Annotated in this window: 12 protein-coding genes; 7 read left to right on the top strand and 5 right to left on the bottom strand. The window is 67.2% G+C overall.

All coding sequences use genetic code 11. The annotated features are described in order from the left end of the window. Nucleotides 1–66: 66 nt before the first annotated feature. Entirely contained in the window at nt 67–978 is a 912-nt protein-coding gene (blaL2, locus tag AC5P99_RS01465) for a L2 family extended-spectrum class A beta-lactamase (RefSeq protein ID WP_005414283.1), read from the bottom strand. A 175-nt stretch (nt 979–1,153) separates the two neighbouring features. On the opposite strand from blaL2, the gene ampR reads away from it, so the two are divergent. Then, the gene (gene ampR / locus AC5P99_RS01460) at nt 1,154–2,020 is read left to right on the top strand and encodes a LysR family transcriptional regulator AmpR (RefSeq protein WP_285309664.1); all 867 of its coding nucleotides are present in this window, start codon (nt 1,154–1,156) and stop codon (nt 2,018–2,020) included. Between the two features lie 77 nt (nt 2,021–2,097). Here the strand turns inward: ampR and AC5P99_RS01455 are convergent, their stop codons facing one another. After that, nucleotides 2,098–3,963, bottom strand: coding sequence for an ABC-F family ATP-binding cassette domain-containing protein (locus AC5P99_RS01455; protein ID WP_005414284.1), 1,866 nt, complete (start codon nt 3,961–3,963; stop codon nt 2,098–2,100). A 335-nt stretch (nt 3,964–4,298) separates the two neighbouring features. On the opposite strand from AC5P99_RS01455, the gene AC5P99_RS01450 reads away from it, so the two are divergent. Further along, complete coding sequence (locus AC5P99_RS01450) at nt 4,299–6,686, top strand: TonB-dependent receptor plug domain-containing protein (RefSeq protein ID WP_495212816.1); 2,388 nt, start codon at nt 4,299–4,301, stop codon at nt 6,684–6,686. Nucleotides 6,687–6,887: 201 nt separating this feature from the next. After that, nucleotides 6,888–8,585, top strand: a complete 1,698-nt coding sequence (ybaL, locus tag AC5P99_RS01445; protein WP_495212815.1) for a YbaL family putative K(+) efflux transporter — start codon at nt 6,888–6,890, stop codon at nt 8,583–8,585. A gap of 449 nt (nt 8,586–9,034) precedes the next feature. Here ybaL and AC5P99_RS01440 read toward each other — a convergent pair whose 3' ends face one another. Further along, a complete protein-coding gene (locus AC5P99_RS01440; RefSeq protein ID WP_049451216.1) occupies nt 9,035–10,321 on the bottom strand; it encodes an O-acetylhomoserine aminocarboxypropyltransferase/cysteine synthase family protein in 1,287 nt (428 codons plus the stop codon). Nucleotides 10,322–10,503: 182 nt separating this feature from the next. Here AC5P99_RS01440 and AC5P99_RS01435 point away from each other — a divergent pair, with 182 nt between their 5' ends. The 3 genes from AC5P99_RS01435 (at nt 10,504) to AC5P99_RS01425 (ending at nt 13,468) form a co-directional block, all read left to right on the top strand. Continuing rightward, on the top strand, nt 10,504–11,241 hold the full coding sequence (locus AC5P99_RS01435; protein WP_005414287.1) for a winged helix-turn-helix domain-containing protein: 738 nt from the start codon (nt 10,504–10,506) through the stop codon (nt 11,239–11,241). Continuing rightward, nucleotides 11,238–12,527 (top strand): ATP-binding protein, encoded by a 1,290-nt coding sequence (locus AC5P99_RS01430; protein ID WP_285311844.1) that lies wholly within the window; start codon nt 11,238–11,240, stop codon nt 12,525–12,527. The genes AC5P99_RS01435 and AC5P99_RS01430 overlap by 4 nt, the downstream gene beginning before the upstream one ends. A gap of 140 nt (nt 12,528–12,667) precedes the next feature. Beyond that, the gene (locus tag AC5P99_RS01425; RefSeq protein WP_049451218.1) at nt 12,668–13,468 is read left to right on the top strand and encodes a MipA/OmpV family protein; all 801 of its coding nucleotides are present in this window, start codon (nt 12,668–12,670) and stop codon (nt 13,466–13,468) included. Between the two features lie 72 nt (nt 13,469–13,540). On the opposite strand, the gene clpB is transcribed toward AC5P99_RS01425, so the two are convergent. Next, nucleotides 13,541–16,126, bottom strand: a complete 2,586-nt coding sequence (gene clpB, locus AC5P99_RS01420) for an ATP-dependent chaperone ClpB (RefSeq protein WP_049451219.1) — start codon at nt 16,124–16,126, stop codon at nt 13,541–13,543. 181 nt (nt 16,127–16,307) lie between these two features. Beyond that, entirely contained in the window at nt 16,308–17,129 is an 822-nt protein-coding gene (locus tag AC5P99_RS01415) for a DUF3014 domain-containing protein (RefSeq protein ID WP_285311843.1), read from the bottom strand. 170 nt (nt 17,130–17,299) lie between these two features. Between AC5P99_RS01415 and AC5P99_RS01410 the strand changes: the two genes are divergently transcribed. Beyond that, the gene (locus tag AC5P99_RS01410) at nt 17,300–18,010 is read left to right on the top strand and encodes a glutathione S-transferase (RefSeq protein WP_049451221.1); all 711 of its coding nucleotides are present in this window, start codon (nt 17,300–17,302) and stop codon (nt 18,008–18,010) included. Nucleotides 18,011–18,032 lie beyond the last annotated feature (22 nt).

Below are 18,032 nucleotides of genomic sequence, written 5' to 3'. Positions count from 1 at the left end.
CGAACGCGCGCAGGATGCGCGCGCCGAATCGATCCGGCAAGCCACGTTTGAATGACCCCGGTTACCTCATCCGATCAACCGGTCGGCAATCCGCCCCACCTGTGCCAGCACGCTAGCGCGTTGCTCGTAGCTGATCGCGCCCGCCTGCAGATAAGCCGTCAGCACCCACGGGGCGCCCCCGGCTACGGGCCACAGCACGGCGATGTCGTTGCGCGCGTCTTCACCATTGCTGCCGGTCTTGTCACCCACGCGCCAGCGCTTGCCCAGGCCCGCGCGCAGGCAGGCGTCGCCGGTTTCGTTGTCGATCAGCCAGTCGGCCAGCTGCTGCCGCGAAGCCGGTTGCAGTACCTCGCCCAACACCACGCGCTGCAGGGTCGCGGCCATCGCCGCCGGCGTGGTGGTGTCGCGCGGGTCGCCCTTGGCAAAGCTGTTCAGCTCCGGCTCCAGGCGGTCACTGCGGCTCACTGTGTCGCCGCTGGCGCGCAGGAACGCGGTCACTGCGGGCGGGCCACCGACCACGCCGAACAGCAGGTTGGCGGCGGTGTTGTCGCTGGTGATGATCGTGGCACGGCACAGGTCGCGCACGGTCATGTCCTTGCCGGCGTGGCGGCGGGTGACCGGTGCATGCGAGAGCAGATCGGCCTCGCCCACCGGCACGCGCCTGTCCAGCAATGCCGGCATGCGTTCGGCCTGGCTGAGCACGGTGGCCGCCAGCATGCTCTTGAAGGTGCTGCACATCGGGAAGCGCTCGTCCTGGCGATGACTGATGCGGCGACCGCTGGCAGTGTCCAGCAGGGTCACGCCGAGGCGTCCGGCGCAGGCCTTCTCCAGCGCGGCGAAATCACTGGCGGCGGTGATGGCGGCATCGGTGGGTGCGTTGGCGGTGGCCTTGCCCGCTGCACGTGCCAGCAGCGGCAAGGCAAGCGAGGAAGCCACGGCGGCACCACTGAACTGCAGGAATCGGCGACGGGCGAGCATGCGGGTTCTCCTGGGGGACCGCTCGATTATTGAAGCCTTGATCGGGGGCGACCAGCGCAAAAAATCTGCGAGAGACATTAGTTCAATTAATGTTTTACGCATTCAACCCCTTAATTTTCTGAAATGTTTCGTTGAAGCGTTAGGATCATCCATCACTCCAGCTCACGACTCGACGATGCTGCACCCTACCCTGCCACTGAACGCGCTGCGCGCCTTCGAGGCCGCCGCCCGCCACCAGAACTTCACCCGTGCCGCGCTGGAGCTGTGTGTCAGCCAGGCCGCACTGAGCCACCAGATCCGTGGACTGGAGGACCGGCTCGGCATCCGCCTGTTCCATCGCCTCCCGCGCGGCGTGGCGCTCACCGATGAAGGCGCGGCGCTGTATCCGGTGCTCAACGAATCGTTCGAGCGCATCTCCGCCAGCATCGCGCGTTACACCGGCGGACCTGCGCGTGAAGTGCTGACCCTGGGCGTGGTCGGCACCTTCGCCACCGGCTGGCTGCTGCCACGGCTGGCCGCATTCGAGGCAGCGCACCCGGACATCGAGCTGCGCCTGCAGACCCACAACAACCGCATCGACCTGGCCGGAGAAGGGCTGGACCTGGCGATCCGCTTTGGTGATGGCGACTGGCAGGGCCAGGCGTGCACGGCGATCCTCGACGCGCCGTTTGCACCGCTGTGCGCACCGGCGCTGGCGCGGCGCCTGAAACAGCCACGCGACCTGGGCACGCTGCCGCTGCTTCGTTCCTACCGCAGCGACGAATGGGCGCGCTGGCTGCAGGCGGCCGGGGTCAGCGGCGTGGAAGCGCGCGGGCCGGTATTCGATTCCTCGTTGACGGTCGCGATGGCGGCCGCCGGTGGCGCCGGTGTGGCCTTGCTGCCGCTGCGCATGTTCGAGCAGGAACTGGCCGAGGGTCGCCTGCTGCAGCCGTTCAGCACCACGCTGGAGCTGGGGCGCTACTGGCTGACGCGGCTGCGATCGCGTGCCGAACGTGAGCCGGCCAGGCGCTTCCGCGAATGGCTGCAGGCACAGGGCGGGTAGGCAGTGCCGGCGCTGGCCGGCAATCCCTTGATCGTTGTGGGCGCATCGCGCTGCCGGCCAGCGGCCGGCACCACCGGTCAGGACTCGAGCAGTTCCATCCAGGCGGCTTCGGCCTTTTCCAGCTGCGCGGCGGCGGTTTCGCGATCGCGGCCAAGCACGGCCATGCGCGTGGCATCGGCGTAGTTGGCCGGGTCGGCCAGCTGGCGGTCCAGCTCGGCCAGGGCACCTTCCAGCTCGGCCACCTTGGCTTCAGCGGCGGCCAGCTTGTGCGGGTTCACCGGCTTCTTCTGCACCACCTGCGCCACCGGGGCGGTCTTGACCACCACCGGCTCTTCCACCTGTTCCATGCGCGCTTTGGTGCCCTGCGCCTGCGGGCGGGTACGCAGCCACGCGGCGTAGGCATCCAGGTCGCCATCGAACGGCTCGACCACGCCATCGGCCACGCGCCAGTAGGTATCGCAGACCAGGCCGATCAGATGGCGGTCGTGCGAGACCATCACGATCGCGCCTTCGAAGGTGGCCAGTGCTTCGGCCAGCGCTTCGCGCATTTCCAGGTCAAGGTGGTTGGTCGGTTCGTCCAGCAGCAGCACGTTCGGCTGCTGCCAGGCGATCAGCGCCAGCGCCAGGCGTGCGCGCTCGCCACCGGAGAAGCCATCGACCGGCTCGAACGCGCGGTCACCCGGGAAGTTCCACTTGCCGAGGAAGTCGCGGAACGACTGGTTCGGTGCGTCCGGGGCGATCTCGCGGAAGTGCTCCATCGGCGACTGGCCTTCGTGCAGCGACTCCACCGTGTGCTGGGCGAAGTAGCCGATCTTCAGGTCCGGGTGCGCCATGCGCTCGCCGACGATCGGCGCCAGCTCGCCCACCAGGGTCTTCACCAGGGTGGTCTTGCCGGCACCGTTCGGGCCGAGCAGGCCAATGCGCTGGCCCGCTTCCAGACCGAAGCCGACGTTGTGCAGGATCACTGCGTCCTTGCCGTAGCCGGCCTCGACATGGTTCAGGCGGATCAGTGAGAACGGCAGCTTGGCCGGCGGCGCGAACTCGATGCGGAACTCGCGCTCGGCGCGCACTGCTTCGGTGCCGGCCAGCTTGGCCAGGCGCTTCATGCGGCTCTGTGCCTGCGCGGCCTTGCTGGCCTGTGCCTTGAAGCGGTCGATGAAGCTCTGCAGGTGGGCGCGCTCGGCCTGTTCCTTCTCGTGCGCGATCTGCTGCTGGCGCAGCTGTTCGGCGCGCTGGCGCTCGAAATCGGTATAACCGCCCGGGTAGAGCTTGGCGCCGCCGCCGTGCAGGTGCAGGGTGTGGGTGGCCACGTTGTCGAGGAACTCGCGGTCATGCGAGATCAACAGCAGGGTGCCGGGGTACTTCAGCAGCCACTGCTCCAGCCAGTACACCGCGTCCAGGTCCAGGTGGTTGGTCGGTTCGTCCAGGAGCAGCAGGTCGCTGGGCATCATCAGCGCGCGGGCCAGGTTCAGGCGTACGCGCCAGCCGCCGGAGAACGAGGACACCGCGCGGTGGTGGGTCTCGGCCGGGAAACCGAGGCCGTGCAGCAGCTTGCCGGCGCGCGCTTCGGCGTCGTAGGCCCCCATCTCGGCCATCTTCGTGTGCGCGTTGGCCACCGCCTCCCAATCTTCGCGCGCGGTTGCTTCAGCCTCTTCAGCCAGCACCGCAGCCACATCGGTATCCCCGCCCAGCACAAAGCTCAGCGCCGGGTCCGGCAGCGACGGGGTTTCCTGGGCCACGCTGGCGATACGGACCTTGCCGGGCAGGTCGACGTCACCCTTGTCGGCCTCCAGCTCGCCCTTCACCGCCGCGAACAGGCTGGACTTGCCAGCACCGTTGCGGCCGACCACGCCCACCCGGTAACCGGCGTGCAGGGTCAGGTCGACATTGGACAACAGCAGCCGCTCGCCGCGGCGCAAGGCGAAATTACGAAGGGAGATCATCGGGGGAGGGGTCCATATAACCGGATGGAATGTGCTGGTGAGCACTGTTCCTGCGACGTAATTCTAGCGTTAACGAATACTTGACGCGCCCCGGGATGCGCGGCGGCAGGCCAACTCTCTCCCTCGTCGGCCCCGCGCAGCCCCCGGGCCCCACCTCCCGCCGCTGCCCTCTGCCGCTAAATGGTTGCTGTTGCAACGTTTTTTCCTGTTGCAACCATTTGACAGGCACTGAATATCCCGTTAATTCCTGCCTTGCGCACCGCAACAACCGCCGTCCGCCTCACCCCCGTGATGTCGATTCCGGTGCCACCCCCGCCAACCGGAGCCCCATCCCGATGACCCGCAAGACCAGCCTGATCGCCGCCGCCGTCGCTGTCGCACTCGGTGGCTCTCCGTTCGTTGCCGCTGCCCAGCAGGCCGGCACCGCCGCCAACACCCTGGACACGGTGATCGTCACCGGCACCCGCGTGGCCGACCGCACCGTCGCCGAATCGCAGTCGCCGATCGACATCATCACCCCTGAAGTGCTGCAGTCCACCGGCACCAGTGAACTGGCCACCGCACTGTCGCGCGCCCTGCCCTCGCTGAACTTCCCGCGCCCGGCCTTGACCGACGGCACCAGTGGCGTGCGCCCGGCGCAGCTGCGCGGCCTGTCGCCGGACCAGGTGCTGGTGCTGGTCAACGGCAAGCGCCGCCACACCTCGGCGATGATCAACGTCAACGGCAGCATCGGCCGTGGCTCGTCGGCGGTGGACATCAATGCAATCCCGATCGCCGCCATCGAGCGTGTGGAAGTGCTGCGCGACGGTGCGTCGGCACAGTACGGCTCGGACGCCATTGCAGGCGTCATCAACATCGTGCTCAAGGGCAGCGGCCGTGGCGGCAGCCTGGCCGTGGACTACGGCCAGTACTCGGCCGGTGACGGCAACAAGTACCAGCTCTCCGGCGATACCGGCGTCGAGTTCGGCAACGGCCGTGGTCGCGTGCACGTGGCTGGCCAAATCAGCCAGCAGGACGAGAGCAACCGCGCCGGCCCGTACCGCGGCGCCACGCCGAACACCGGCAACTTCCCCAGCATCGGCCAGAAGACCTTCATCGTCGGCGACCCGCGCGTGGATGCCACCGCCGCGTCGGCCAACGCCAGCTTCGACTTCAGCGACCACGTGACCGGCTACGCCAGCGCGCTGCTCAGCAACCGCGACATCACCTCGTTCGCGTTCTACCGTTCGCGCAACCACAGCGGGCAGAGCGCGCTGCTGGCGCAGACCTACCCCGACGGCTTCGTGCCGGAGATCAACCAGTATTCGAAGGACCGCTCGCTGGTGGCCGGGGTCAAGGGCAACACCGACAACGGCTGGACCTGGGACCTGAGCCTGAACCACGGTGAGAACACCCTCGACTTCCACACCCGCAACAGCATCAACTACAGCCTCGGCGCAACCAGCCCGCGCTCGTTCTACGACGGCACGCTGAAATACCAGCAGGACATCTTCAATGCCGACCTGACCAAGTCGCTGGACTGGGGCCTGGCCTACCCGGTCACGCTGTCCTTCGGTGGTGAGTACCGCAAGGAAAAGTGGGACCAGAACCCGGGCGAACTGAACTCGTACACCGGCAGCGGCGCGCAGGGCTTCGCGGGCTTCACCCCGACCAATGAAGTGCATGCCGACCGCCACAACTACGCGGTCTATGCTGGCCTGGAAGCGGACCTGACCGAGAAGTTCTCGGCCGGCATCACCGGCCGCTACGAGGACTACTCGGACTTCGGCGACCGCTTCTCCGGCAAGCTGTCGGCGCGCTATGCATTCACCGACAAGGTCGCGCTGCGGGCCACCGCCTCCAGTGGCTTCCGTGCACCGTCGCTGGCGCAGCAGGGCTACCAGGCAGTCACCAGCCAGTTCCTCAATGGCGTATTCGTCGAGCGTGGCACCTTCCCGACCACCAGCGCGGCCGCGCAGGCGCTGGGTGCCTCGCCGTTGAAGGCCGAAACCTCCACCTCCTACAGCCTGGGCCTGGTGCTGCAGCCGGTCGACCGCCTGTATATCACCGTCGACGCCTACCAGATCGACATCGATGACCGCATCGCATTGTCGTCCAGCATCACCACCAACGCGGCCACCAGCGCGCTGCTGGGCACCCTGGGCCTGCCGCAGGTGACCGCGTTCTCCTACTTCACCAACGGCCTGGATACGCGCACCCGTGGCGTCGACTTCGTGTCCAGCTACACGGTGCCGTTCAACGCCAGCAGCCTGGAGCTGACCGCTGCGTACAGCTACAACGACACCGAAGTGCGCCGCGTTGGCGGCACCCCGGCGGTGTTCGGCACGCTGGGCCTGACCCAGTCGCTGATCGGCCGCGATGAGATCGGCCGCATCGAGGACAGCTACCCGCGCGACAAGGCGATCCTGAGCGGCACCTGGCGCTCGGACCACTGGGAACTGGGCCTGGCCGCCACCCGCTACGGCAAATTCACCGTGCGCAACTCGGCCACCGCGCTGCGTGACCAGACCTACGGCGACGCCTGGGTGGTGGATGCCTCGGCCAGCTACAAGCCCAGCAGCAACTGGACCCTGACCGTGGGCGCCGACAACCTGCTGGACAAGTACCCGGACCGCACCGAAGACCTGCAGAACTCGACCTTCGGCATGCTGCCCTACAGCAACTACTCGCCGTTCGGCTTCAACGGCGCGTATGTGTACGGGCGGATCAAGTACACCTGGTAAGGGGTAGAGCCGGCTGCTGGCCGGCGTACCCCGGGCCGCGTCTGCAGGAGCGCCCCTTCTTGTTGAAGGGGCGCGCCGATGGCGGGGGTAGAGGAGAAATGCGTGGACAAACCCGCCGGCCACGGCACGTGGACGGCGGGTTTGCCGTATCTGGCCGCTTCGGTGAAAATCGGGGTATCCCCCTGCTTTCTGCGAGTGCCGATGCACCATGACACCGACCTGATCAACATCGTTGCCGTTGGCCTGGGGCTCGCCTTCATCTTCGGCGCGCTGGCCAACAAGCTCCGCTTGTCTCCCCTGGTCGGTTACCTGGTTGCTGGCATCTGCGTAGGTCCGTTCACCCCCGGCTTCGTCGCCGACCAGGCGCTGGCCAACCAGCTGGCCGAACTGGGCGTGATGCTGCTGATGTTCGGTGTCGGCCTGCACTTCTCGCTGAAGGACCTGATGGCGGTCAAGGCGATCGCCATTCCCGGTGCCATCGGGCAGATCGCAGTGGCGACCCTGCTCGGCTGGGGCGTGGCCTCGCTGATGGGCTGGCCGGCCATCCATGGCGTCATCTTCGGTTTCTCGCTGGCCACCGCCAGCACCGTGGTGCTGCTGCGGGCGATGGAAGAACGCCGCCTGCTGGAGACGATGCGCGGCAAGATCGCGGTCGGCTGGCTGATCGTCGAAGACCTGGCCTGCGTGCTGGCACTGGTGATGATGCCGGTGATGGCCGGCGTGTTCGGCCCCGACGCGGCCAAGGAATCGCACTCGCTGGGCAGCGTGCTGGCCGACATCGGCTGGACCTTCGTGCAGCTGGGCCTGTTCGTGGCGGTGATGCTGGTGGTCGGGCGCCGGGTCATCCCGTGGATCCTGGAACGCATCGCCGGTACCGGTTCGCGTGAGCTGTTCACCCTGTCCGTGCTGGCGATCGCGCTGGGCGTGGCGTTCGGCTCGGCGATGCTGTTCGGCGTCTCGTTCGCGCTGGGCGCGTTCTTCGCCGGCATGCTGCTCAACGAATCAGAACTGAGCCACAAGGCCGCGCATGATTCGCTGCCGCTGCGCGATGCGTTCGCGGTGTTGTTCTTTGTGTCGGTCGGCATGCTGTTCGACCCCAACATCATCGTGCAGCACCCGTGGCAGGTGCTGGCCACGGTGCTGATCATCATGTTCGGCAAGTCGGCCGCCGCGTTCTTCATCGTGCGTGCGTTCGGCCACCCGACCAGCACCGCGCTGACCATCTCGGCCAGCCTGGCGCAGATCGGCGAGTTCGCCTTCATCATCGCTGGCCTCGGCGTGACGCTGCAGATCCTGCCGAAGGAAGGCCAGTCGCTGGTGCTGGCCGGGGCACTGGTGTCGATCATGCTCAACCCGCTGGTGTTCGGCCTGCTCGACCGTTGGCAGGCCAAGCAGGAGCAGTCTCCGCAGGTACCCGAACCGCCCGAAGCGATCGGCCCGTCGCGCGACCTGCATGACCACGCCATCGTGATCGGCTATGGCCGGGTCGGCAGCGAACTGGCGCAGGTGCTGCGCGACCGTGGCGTGCCGGTGCTGGTGATCGATGACAACAAGGAACACGTCGAGCAGGCGCACGCCAAGGGCCTGGCGGCGATCCGCGGCAGTGCCGCTGCCGACCGGGTGCTGGCCGAGGCCCATCCGGAACGCGCGAAGATCGCGGTGCTGGCGATTCCGCAGCCGCTGGAAGCCGGTGAGGCACTGGCCAAGCTGCGGGCGATCAACCCGGACCTGACCCTCCTGGCGCGTGCGCACAGCGACGCCGAGGTGAAGCATCTGCTGGAACACGGTGCGGATGGCACAGTGATGGCCGAACGTGAGCTGGCGTATTCGCTGGCGGAGATGGTGATGGCCACGCCGCCGTATCGCGGGTTGGGCCAGCACAGTATTCCGGTGGTGTGAGGGGTGTGCGTGCGGCAGGGCTTGCAGCCCTGCACCTGCTGGAGCAACTTCAACTGCAACGGCAAAAGCAGGCATTCCGTGGGATGGCGGGGTGGGTCCGGTGGCGGGAGACGCCGTAAACCCTTCCATGGGGGCTTGGCCGCGGCATCCATGCCGCGGACACTCCCGCCACCGGACCCACCCCGCCTTCGACAGATTCCTGCGATCTGCCGGAACGGCGTTCTGCTCTGGTAGGTGTCGACCTTGGTCGACACGGCGGCGCATGGGGTCAGATCCGTTTTCCACAGGAAAACGGATCTGACCCCGGAAACAAAAAAATCCCCGGTCGACCCGCATCGACCGGGGATCTGGATCGCCACGTTGCCACGCCTTGGAGAGGCAGTTCCACCGTAACCCATCGCGGCGCCGGTGGTGATCGCCTGTGGCGATGACGACCAAGCGTGTGGCTATCAGGCGCCGGCCAGGGCCTGCTCCAGGTCGGCACGCAGGTCGCCGATATGTTCGATGCCGATCGACAGCCGCACGGTGTCTTCACTGACGCCGGCCTTGGCCAGCTCCGCCGCATCCAACTGGCGGTGGGTGGTCGAGGCGGGATGGGTGGCCAGTGACTTCGCATCGCCCAGGTTGACCAGGCGGGTGAACAATTTCAGCGCGTCAAGGAAACGTGCGCCTGCCTCGCGCCCGCCCGGCAGGCCGAAGGTCAGCACGCCCGAGCCGTGCCCACCCAGATAGCGCTGCGCGGCGGCGTGCTCGGGATCGTCGGCCAGCCCGGCATAGCGCACCCACGCCACCTTAGCGTGCGACTTCAGGAACTGCGCGACGGCCAGTGCGTTGGCGTTGATGCGTTCCATGCGCAGGGCCAGGGTCTCGATGCCCTGCAGGATCAGGAACGCATTGAACGGCGACAGCGCCGCGCCGGTATTGCGCAGCGGCACCACCCGCGCGCGGCCGATGTAGGCCGCTGGCCCCAGGGCTTCGGTATAGACCACGCCGTGGTAGCTGGGGTCGGGCTGGTTGAGCCGCGCGAAGCGTTGGGGCTGTGCGGTCCAGTCGAAGCGGCCGGAATCGATGATCGCGCCGCCGAGGCTGGTGCCGTGGCCGCCCAGATACTTGGTCAGCGAATGCACCACGATGTCGGCGCCGTGCTCGAATGGGCGCAGCAGGAACGGCGTGGCCACAGTGTTGTCGACGATCAGCGGCACGCCAGCGGCATGCGCGACCTCCGCAATCGCAGCGATGTCGGTGACGTTGCCGCGCGGGTTGCCGATCGATTCGACGAACACCGCCTTGGTGCGCTCGTCGATCAGCGCGGCGAACGCAGAAGGATCGGCCGGGTCGGCGAAGCGCGCCTGGATGCCGTATTGCGGCAGGGTGTGCGCCAGCAGGTTGAGGCTGCCGCCGTACAGCGCGCTGGAGGCAACGATGTTGTCGCCGGCCTCTGCAATGGTCTGGATGGCATAGGTGATCGCGGCCTGCCCCGAGGCCAGCGCCAGCGCGCCGATGCCGCCTTCCAGCGCGGTCAGGCGCTGCTCCAGCACGTCGGTGGTGGGGTTCATGATGCGCGTATAGATATTGCCCGGTACCTTCAGGTCGAACAGGTCGGCACCGTGCTGGGTGTCATCGAAGGCATACGCCACCGTCTGGTAGATCGGCACCGCCACCGCGCGGGTAGTCGGGTCGGGACGGTAGCCGCCGTGCACGGCCAGGGTTTCCAGTTGCCACTGCGGGTCGCTCATTGCGCCAGGCTCCATCCGGGGAAACCGCCACCATAGGCCAGCCGTCGCCCGCCGCTGAAAGCTGCTGGCGATGACGTCCATACCGGGGGTTATCAGGTTGGCCGCGATTCAGGCAGCGGTCACGGGGCGTTGATAGGCTTCGCCGCCGGGCGCTCCTGCCCGGGCACGGAGGCCCCACGCGCATGCAGCCATCCCCCTGGACACCCACCGCCAACGGTACCCCGACCCAGGTCTTGTTGGTGGAGGACGACCGTCGCCTGGCCGAACTGGTCAGCGACTATCTCCACGAACATGGTTTCGCCGTGCAGCATGTGGCGCGCGGTGACCTTGCCGGCGCGGCCTGCCGCCAGCATGCGCCCGAGCTGGTGGTACTGGACCTGATGCTGCCCGGCCTCGGCGGCATCGACGTGTGCCGGCAGATCCGCAGCTTCTCCGACGTGCCGATCCTGATGCTGACCGCCTGCGAAGACGACATCGAGCAGGTGCTGGGCCTGGAATCGGGCGCCGATGACTATGTGCACAAACCGATCGAGCCGCGCCTGCTGCTCGCCCGCCTGCGCGCCCTGCTGCGCCGCCGCCATGGCAGCAGCAACACCGGCACACCCAGCCGTCTGATGCATGGCGAACTGCTGATCGACCGCATGCAGCGCGAAGTGCACCTGCACGGTCAGCCGGTCGAGCTGGGCACCACGGAATTCGAGATCCTGTGGCTGCTGGCCAGCCAGCCGGGGCAGATCCTGTCGCGCGACCAGATCCTGCAGGCGGTGCGCGGCATCGGCTTTGACGGCCTGGACCGCAGTGTCGATGTCAGCATCGGCAAGCTGCGCCGCAAGCTCGGCGATGATGCGCGCGAACCGCGGCGGATCAAGACCGTGTGGGGCCGTGGCTACCAGTTCAATCCGTCGGCCTGGACGGCATGAAGCGGCTGTTCCTGTGGTTGTGGTTTATCACGGGTGCCTGCTTCCTGGTGTCGGTGTTCTTCCTCAACCACATCCTGGACGGCATCTACACGCCCGTGCAGGATCGCATCTTCGTCCAGCAGGTGCGTGGTCAGGTGTACGCCCTGCGCAGTGGCCTGGCCGGCCTGGATGCCGACCAGCAGCGTGAGCGCCTGCAGCAGTGGCAACCACACTACGGCATCGCCCTGACCCTGCTCGACAAACCTCCCGCACTCGACGCGCAGGAACAGGTGGCCGTGAAGGCCGATGGTTTCATCGTGCGCGATCAATACCAGCAGGTCCTGCTGCCCATCGAGGGCAGCGATGGCCGCTGGCTGCACCTGCGCCTGCCTGGCGCGGTGCAGATGACGACGTACATGACCATCGCCGCCTACCTCAGCATCCTGCTGCTGGTGGGCGCCAGCCTGTACGCGTGGGTGCGCCTGCTCTGGCGCGACCTGGAAGCGCTGCGCCGGCATGCCGACCGCATCGGTTCGGGCGATCTGCAGGCACGTGCCCAGGTCTCCCCACGCTCGCAGATCCGGGTCATCGTCGACCACTCCAACCGCATGGCGGCACGCGTGGCCGAACTGGTGCAGCGCCAACGCGACCTGACCCATGCGATCTCGCACGAGCTGCGCACGCCGATCGCGCGCGTGGCCTTCGGCCTGGACCTGATGCAGGACAGCGATGACCGCGAACGCCGCGAACGGCTGGCGCGGGGCCTGCACGGCGATCTGGCCGAACTCAACCGGCTGGTCAGCGAACTGCTGGCTTACGAACGGCTGGAGCATCCCAGCGAGGGCGAGCCGATGCAGCGCATCGAAGCCAACGACTGGCTGCAGGCCTGCCTGGCCGATGCGCGCCGCGATGCCGAACGTGCCGGCGTGATACTGCGCGTGCAGCCCAGCGCGTTGCCACGGGTGGATGCCGAGCCGCGCCTGCTGCAGCTGGCACTCAGCAATCTGGTGGGCAATGCGCTGCGCCATGCGCGTTCGCAGGTGGAAGTCTCGCTGGTCGGTGTCAGCAGCCGCGCCTGCCTGCGTGTGGATGACGACGGTCCCGGCATTGCCGAAGCCGATCGCGAGAAGGTGATGCGCCCGTTCACCCGCCTGGATGACAGCCGCAGCCGCGATACGGGGGGCTTCGGCCTGGGCCTGGCCATCGTCAGCCGCATTGCCGTCCGCCACGGCGGCGAGCTTCGCATCAGCCGCGCCACGTTGGGCGGCGCGCGCATGGAAATGCACTGGCCGCTGGCTGCCAGCTGAACGCCCCTGGGCGCGATTACAGTTGATTACAACTCCCGCACAACTGCGGACGGATCGGTCGCCGGCGTATCGCCACGCTAGCGACCCTGCAGCACTCGCCGGATGCGCGTGCTGCCTTCCTCCCATTGTCGAGAGTTTCCATGTCCCAGCTTCGCCGTTCCCCCGCCCTGCTCTGCTTGGCCCTGTTGCCGCTGTTCGCCGCACCGATCGCCCACGCCAAGGATGACCACTGGACCTTCGAGGTCGCTGCCGGCGGTGGCGTGGCGCCGCGCTACAGCGGCAGCGAGGAGTATCGTGCGACACCGTCGTTGTCCTTTGATGTCACCTCGCCGGGTGGATGGTTTCTGGGCACCAGTGGCATTGGCTGGGGCACCTCCATCGGCGAGCACACCCGCGTGCGCGCGTATGTCGGCGCCAGCGGCATCCGCAAGGAAAAGGACTCGCTGCTCGGCGGTTCCGACTTTCTGCGCGGCATGGGTGATATCGATGCCCGTCCCCTGGTCGGCATCTCGGCTGGTTATACGCTGGGCGAAGCCGTGCTGAGCGGCTCCTGGCAGTTCACCCGCAAGGACGAGGACAAGGCCGAGAACGGCCTGGCCACCCAGCAGATCCATCTGAACCTGAGCATGCCGCTGTTCGACCTGGCCGGCGGCGTGGTCAGCGGCAGCGTGTCCACCGACTACGGCAACCGCGGCTACATGCAGACCTGGTACGGCGTCAGCCCGGAACAGGCGGCGCGCACCGGCTTTGCCGAGCACAAGCCAAAGGCCGGCCTGGTCAGTGCCGGTGTCGGCCTGAAGTGGAGCCACCGCGTGGGCCGCAACGGCAACTGGTACATCTCGGCCGAAGGCACGCGCCTGCTCGGTGATGCCGCCGACAGCCCGATCGTGCAGAAGGCGAACCAGTTCGGCTTGATGAGCGGCTATACGCACCGCTTCTGAGTGAGCGCCGGGCATGGCCCGGCCCACTTCGCAGGAAACGGGGCGCTGCGGCCAGGCAGCGCCCCGTGTGAATCACGCTTTGGCGAATACCAGGCGGCCGCCGTCGTTTCCGACTTCGATGGTATCGCCGTTGACGAAAGCACCCGACAGGATCTGCTGTGCCAGCGGATTCTCCAGCTGCGACTGGATTGCACGCTTCAACGGGCGCGCGCCATAGACCGGATCGAAGCCGACGTTGCCGAGCAGGTCGAACGCCGCATCGGAGACCGCCAGCTTCAACCCGCGCTCGGCCAGCCGCTTCTCAAGCCCACGCATCTGGATGCGCGCGATCTGCTTGATCTGCTGCTTGTCCAGCGGGTGGAACACCACGATGTCGTCCAGGCGGTTGATGAACTCCGGCCGGAAGTGCGCCTGCACCACGCCCATCACCGCCGCCTTCATCTGCGTGTAGGCCTCCGGACTGTCGTCGGTGCTCATGTCCTGGATCTGGTGCGAGCCCAGGTTCGAGGTCATCACGATGACGGTGTTGCGGAAGTCCACGGTACGGCCCTGTCCATCGGTCAGGCGGCCATCGTCCAGCACCTGCAGCAGGATGTTGAACACATCCGGATGCGCCTTCTCCACTTCGTCCAGCAGGATCAGCGAGTACGGACGGCGACGCACGGCCTCGGTCAGGTAGCCACCTTCCTCGTAGCCGACGTAGCCCGGAGGCGCGCCGATCAGGCGGGCCACGCTGTGCTTCTCCATGAATTCGCTCATGTCGATGCGGATCATCGCGTCGGCACTGTCGAACAGGAACTCGGCCAGCGACTTGCACAGCTCGGTCTTGCCGACGCCGGTCGGGCCGAGGAACAGGAACGAGCCGGCCGGGCGATTCGGATCGGACAGGCCCGCACGCGAACGGCGCACGGCATCGGAGACGACCTTGATCGCTTCTTCCTGGCCGACCACGCGGTTGTGCAGTACCTCTTCCATGCGCAACAGCTTGTCGCGCTCGCCTTCGAGCATCTTGTTGACCGGGATGCCGGTCCAGCGCGATACGACCTCGGCGATCTCCTCGTCGGTCACGCGGTCCTGCACCAGCTTGAAGTCCTTGTGCTCGGCCTCCTGGGCCGCGGCCAGCTGCTTTTCCAGCTGCGGCAGCAGCCCGTACTGGATCTCGCTCATCTTGGCGAAATCCTGGCGGCGCTGCGCGGCCTCCAGCTCCAGCTTGGCCTGCTCGACCTGTTCCTTGATCTTGGTCGCGCCCTGCAGCGCGGCCTTCTCCGACTTCCAGATTTCATTGAGGTCGGAGAACTCGCGCTCCAGCCCGTCGATGTCGTTTTCCAGGTCGGCCAGGCGCTGCCGCGAGGCTTCGTCCTTCTCCTTCTTCAGCATCTCGCGCTGGATCTTCAGCTGGATCACCCGGCGCTCAAGGCGGTCCAGCTCTTCCGGCTTGGAGTCGATCTCCATGCGCAGTCGCGAGGCGGCTTCGTCCATCAGGTCGATGGCCTTGTCCGGCAGCTGGCGGTCGGTGATGTAGCGGTTGGACAACGTCGCAGCCGCCACGATGGCCGGATCGGTGATCTCCACGCCGTGGTGCACCGCGTACTTTTCCTTCAGGCCGCGCAGGATCGCGATGGTGTCCTCCACCGACGGCTCGCCCACGAACACCTTCTGGAAACGACGCTCCAGCGCGGCATCCTTCTCGATGTACTTGCGGTATTCGTCCAGCGTGGTGGCGCCGATGCAGTGCAGCTCGCCGCGCGCCAGCGCTGGCTTCAGCATGTTGCCGGCATCCATCGCGCCATCGGCCTTGCCGGCGCCGACCATGGTGTGCAGTTCGTCGATGAACAGGATGATCTGGCCCTCATTCTTGGCCAGGTCGTTGAGCACGCCCTTCAGGCGCTCCTCGAATTCGCCGCGGAACTTGGCCCCGGCAATCAGCGCGCCCATGTCCAGCGACAGCACGCGCTTGCCGCGCAGGCCCTCGGGCACTTCGTCGTTGATGATGCGCTGGGCCAGCCCTTCCACGATCGCGGTCTTGCCCACGCCGGGCTCGCCGATCAGCACCGGATTATTCTTGGTCCGGCGCTGCAGCACCTGGATGGTGCGGCGGATTTCCTCGTCACGGCCGATCACCGGGTCGAGCTTGCCGCTCTCGGCACGCGCGGTCAGGTCGATGGTGTATTTCTCCAGCGCCTGGCGCTGTTCCTCGGCATTCTCCGACTGCACGTTCTCGCCGCCGCGCAGCTTGTCGATGGCCGCCTGCAGGCGGGTCTTGTCGGCACCGGCGGCGCGCAGCGCCATGCCCAGCGTGCCGCCGTCGTCCAGCGCCGCCAGCACGAACCACTCGCTGGCAATGAAGGCATCCCCGTGCTGCTGGGCCAGCTTGTCGGTCTGGTTCAGCAGGCGCCCCAGGTCGTTGCCCATCGAGACGTTGCCAGCCTGGCCGGACACCTTCGGCAGCGCATCCAGCGCCTCGGTCAGGCGCTCGCGCAGCACCGGCACGTTCACCCCGGCCTGGGCCAGCAGCGGACGCGTGCTGCCGCCCTGCTGGTCCAGCAGCGCGCTGAACAGGTGAACCGGTTCGATGATGCTGTTGTCGCGGCCCACGGCCAGCGACTGTGCGTCTGCCAGCGCCTGCTGGAAACGCGAGGTGAGCTTGTCCATCCGCATTGCGAATCCTCATCGGTCATCAGGGCCGGCCCGCGCCGGCGATGCTGGAAAGATGCGGTTGCGCCACCCGGTTTCAAGGGTGGCTGCGACTGCACCCCGAGGCCAGTCAGGCTTCGGCCAGCATGCCGGAACCGGTGTGGTCGGCGCGTTGATCCCGATCAGTTCTACGCGGTGAACGGGCTCAGCGGGTGATCGCGCTGCGGATCGCCCGCAGCTGCTGCTTGACCGCCCGCGCCTGGGCGGCATCCATCCGCAGCAGCGCCTTCTGCCCGATCGAGCGCGACTGCAGGGTGGGATCGACAAAGCGGTAGCGGCCGCGTTCATCGCGCTGCACCGCCGGGGGCTGCGCCAGTTCCGGGGTGTCCAGCAGGTGGTCGATCACCGCGACCAGGCGGTCGTTGAAGTACCCGTCGGGCCGGCCCAGGTCCACATAGGCCTGCTGGATCAGCGGATAGAAGCGCTTGTAGGCGGTAGCCGTTGCCGCCGGGTCCAGCGCGGTGAAGGCCTGCACGTAGGGCGCATAGCGCGCCGCGTTGCTGGCGGCGATGCGTTCGCCACCCTCGCCCGGCTCGACCTGCAGGTTGCCCGGCAGCGGCCGCGCGGCCAGCGCAGTCGGCGGCACGCTGGGCTTGTCCACGTTGTCGAGCTGGGTAACCAGGCGCTGGATCAGGTGATCACGCAGCAGCAGGGTCAATGGCCCCTCGCCCTGGAACAACTGGCTCAATGCACCCCAGGCGGCCGTATCGCTGTCAGCCAGCTTGGGCAGCGCCGGATCGGCGGCGGCCTCGGTATCCAGCGGATGCTTGATCGCGGGCGGTGCTGGCGCGGGTTCCGCGGCCGCCTGCGGTTGTGGCGGCGCGCCGGTACTGGCGGGGGTTGATTGCACCGGCACCGAAACACCGTCTGCCAGGCGCTTCAGCTGATCGCGGAACAGCCAACCTCCCGCGCCACCGATTACCACCACGCCCAACACCCAGGGCCATACCGCCTTTCCACTCTGCATGATGCAGCACCTCGTTTCACACGCATGGTGAAGGTGTGACCCCACCGATTGCAGCCGGTTCCCCGCCTGTTCCGCTGCCGTTCGGGTTGAGGCCTGCAGCAAGGCCGTGCTCACACTTGCTTTGCATGCAGCGCGCGAGGCTGTGAGCCTTGTTCTGTGGAGGCACTGCCATGCAGTACGCGCTGTATTACTGGACCGGCATCCAGGGCCGTGGCGAGTTCGTGCGGCTGGCGCTGGAGGATGCCGGTGCCGACTACATCGACATGGCGCGGGTGCACGGCGATGCGGTGATGCAGCCGTTTCTCGATGGCAGCAGTGAAGGTGCGCAGCCCTTCGCGCCGCCATTCCTGAAGGCGGGCCGCCAGGTCATTGCACAGGTCGCCGCGATCCTGGATTTCCTCGGCCCGACGCTGGACCTGGTGCCGCATGCGGCCTCGCGGCGGGTGCAGGCGCTGCAGTTGCAGCTGACCATCGCTGATCTGGTAGCCGAGGTGCACGACACCCACCATCCAATTGCTGCATCGAAGTACTACGAGCAGCAGAAGACCGAAGCCAAGGCACGGGCCGCCTCCCTGCGTGGCGAACGGCTGCCGAAGTTCCTCGGCTACTTCGAGCAGGTGCTGGCCGCCAATGGTGGCCGCCACGCACTGCGCGAGCATTCCTATGTGGATCTGTCGCTGTTCCAGCTGCTGAGCGGGCTGGACTACATGTTCCCGCGCCGCATGCAGGCGCTCGGCCCCACACTGCCCCTGCTGCGTGCGCTGCAGGAGCGGGTGGCAAAGCGGCCGAACATCGCCGCCTATCTGGCTTCGGAGCGGCGGTTGCCGTTCAACACCAACGGCATCTTCCGCCACTACCCGGAACTGGATGGAGAGCGGTAGTGCCGGCCGCTGGCCGGCAGCT

The sequence above is a fragment of the Stenotrophomonas sp. YJH_SMC_80 genome, assembly GCF_059372495.1.
This window is presented reverse-complemented; position numbering and strand designations above follow the sequence as displayed.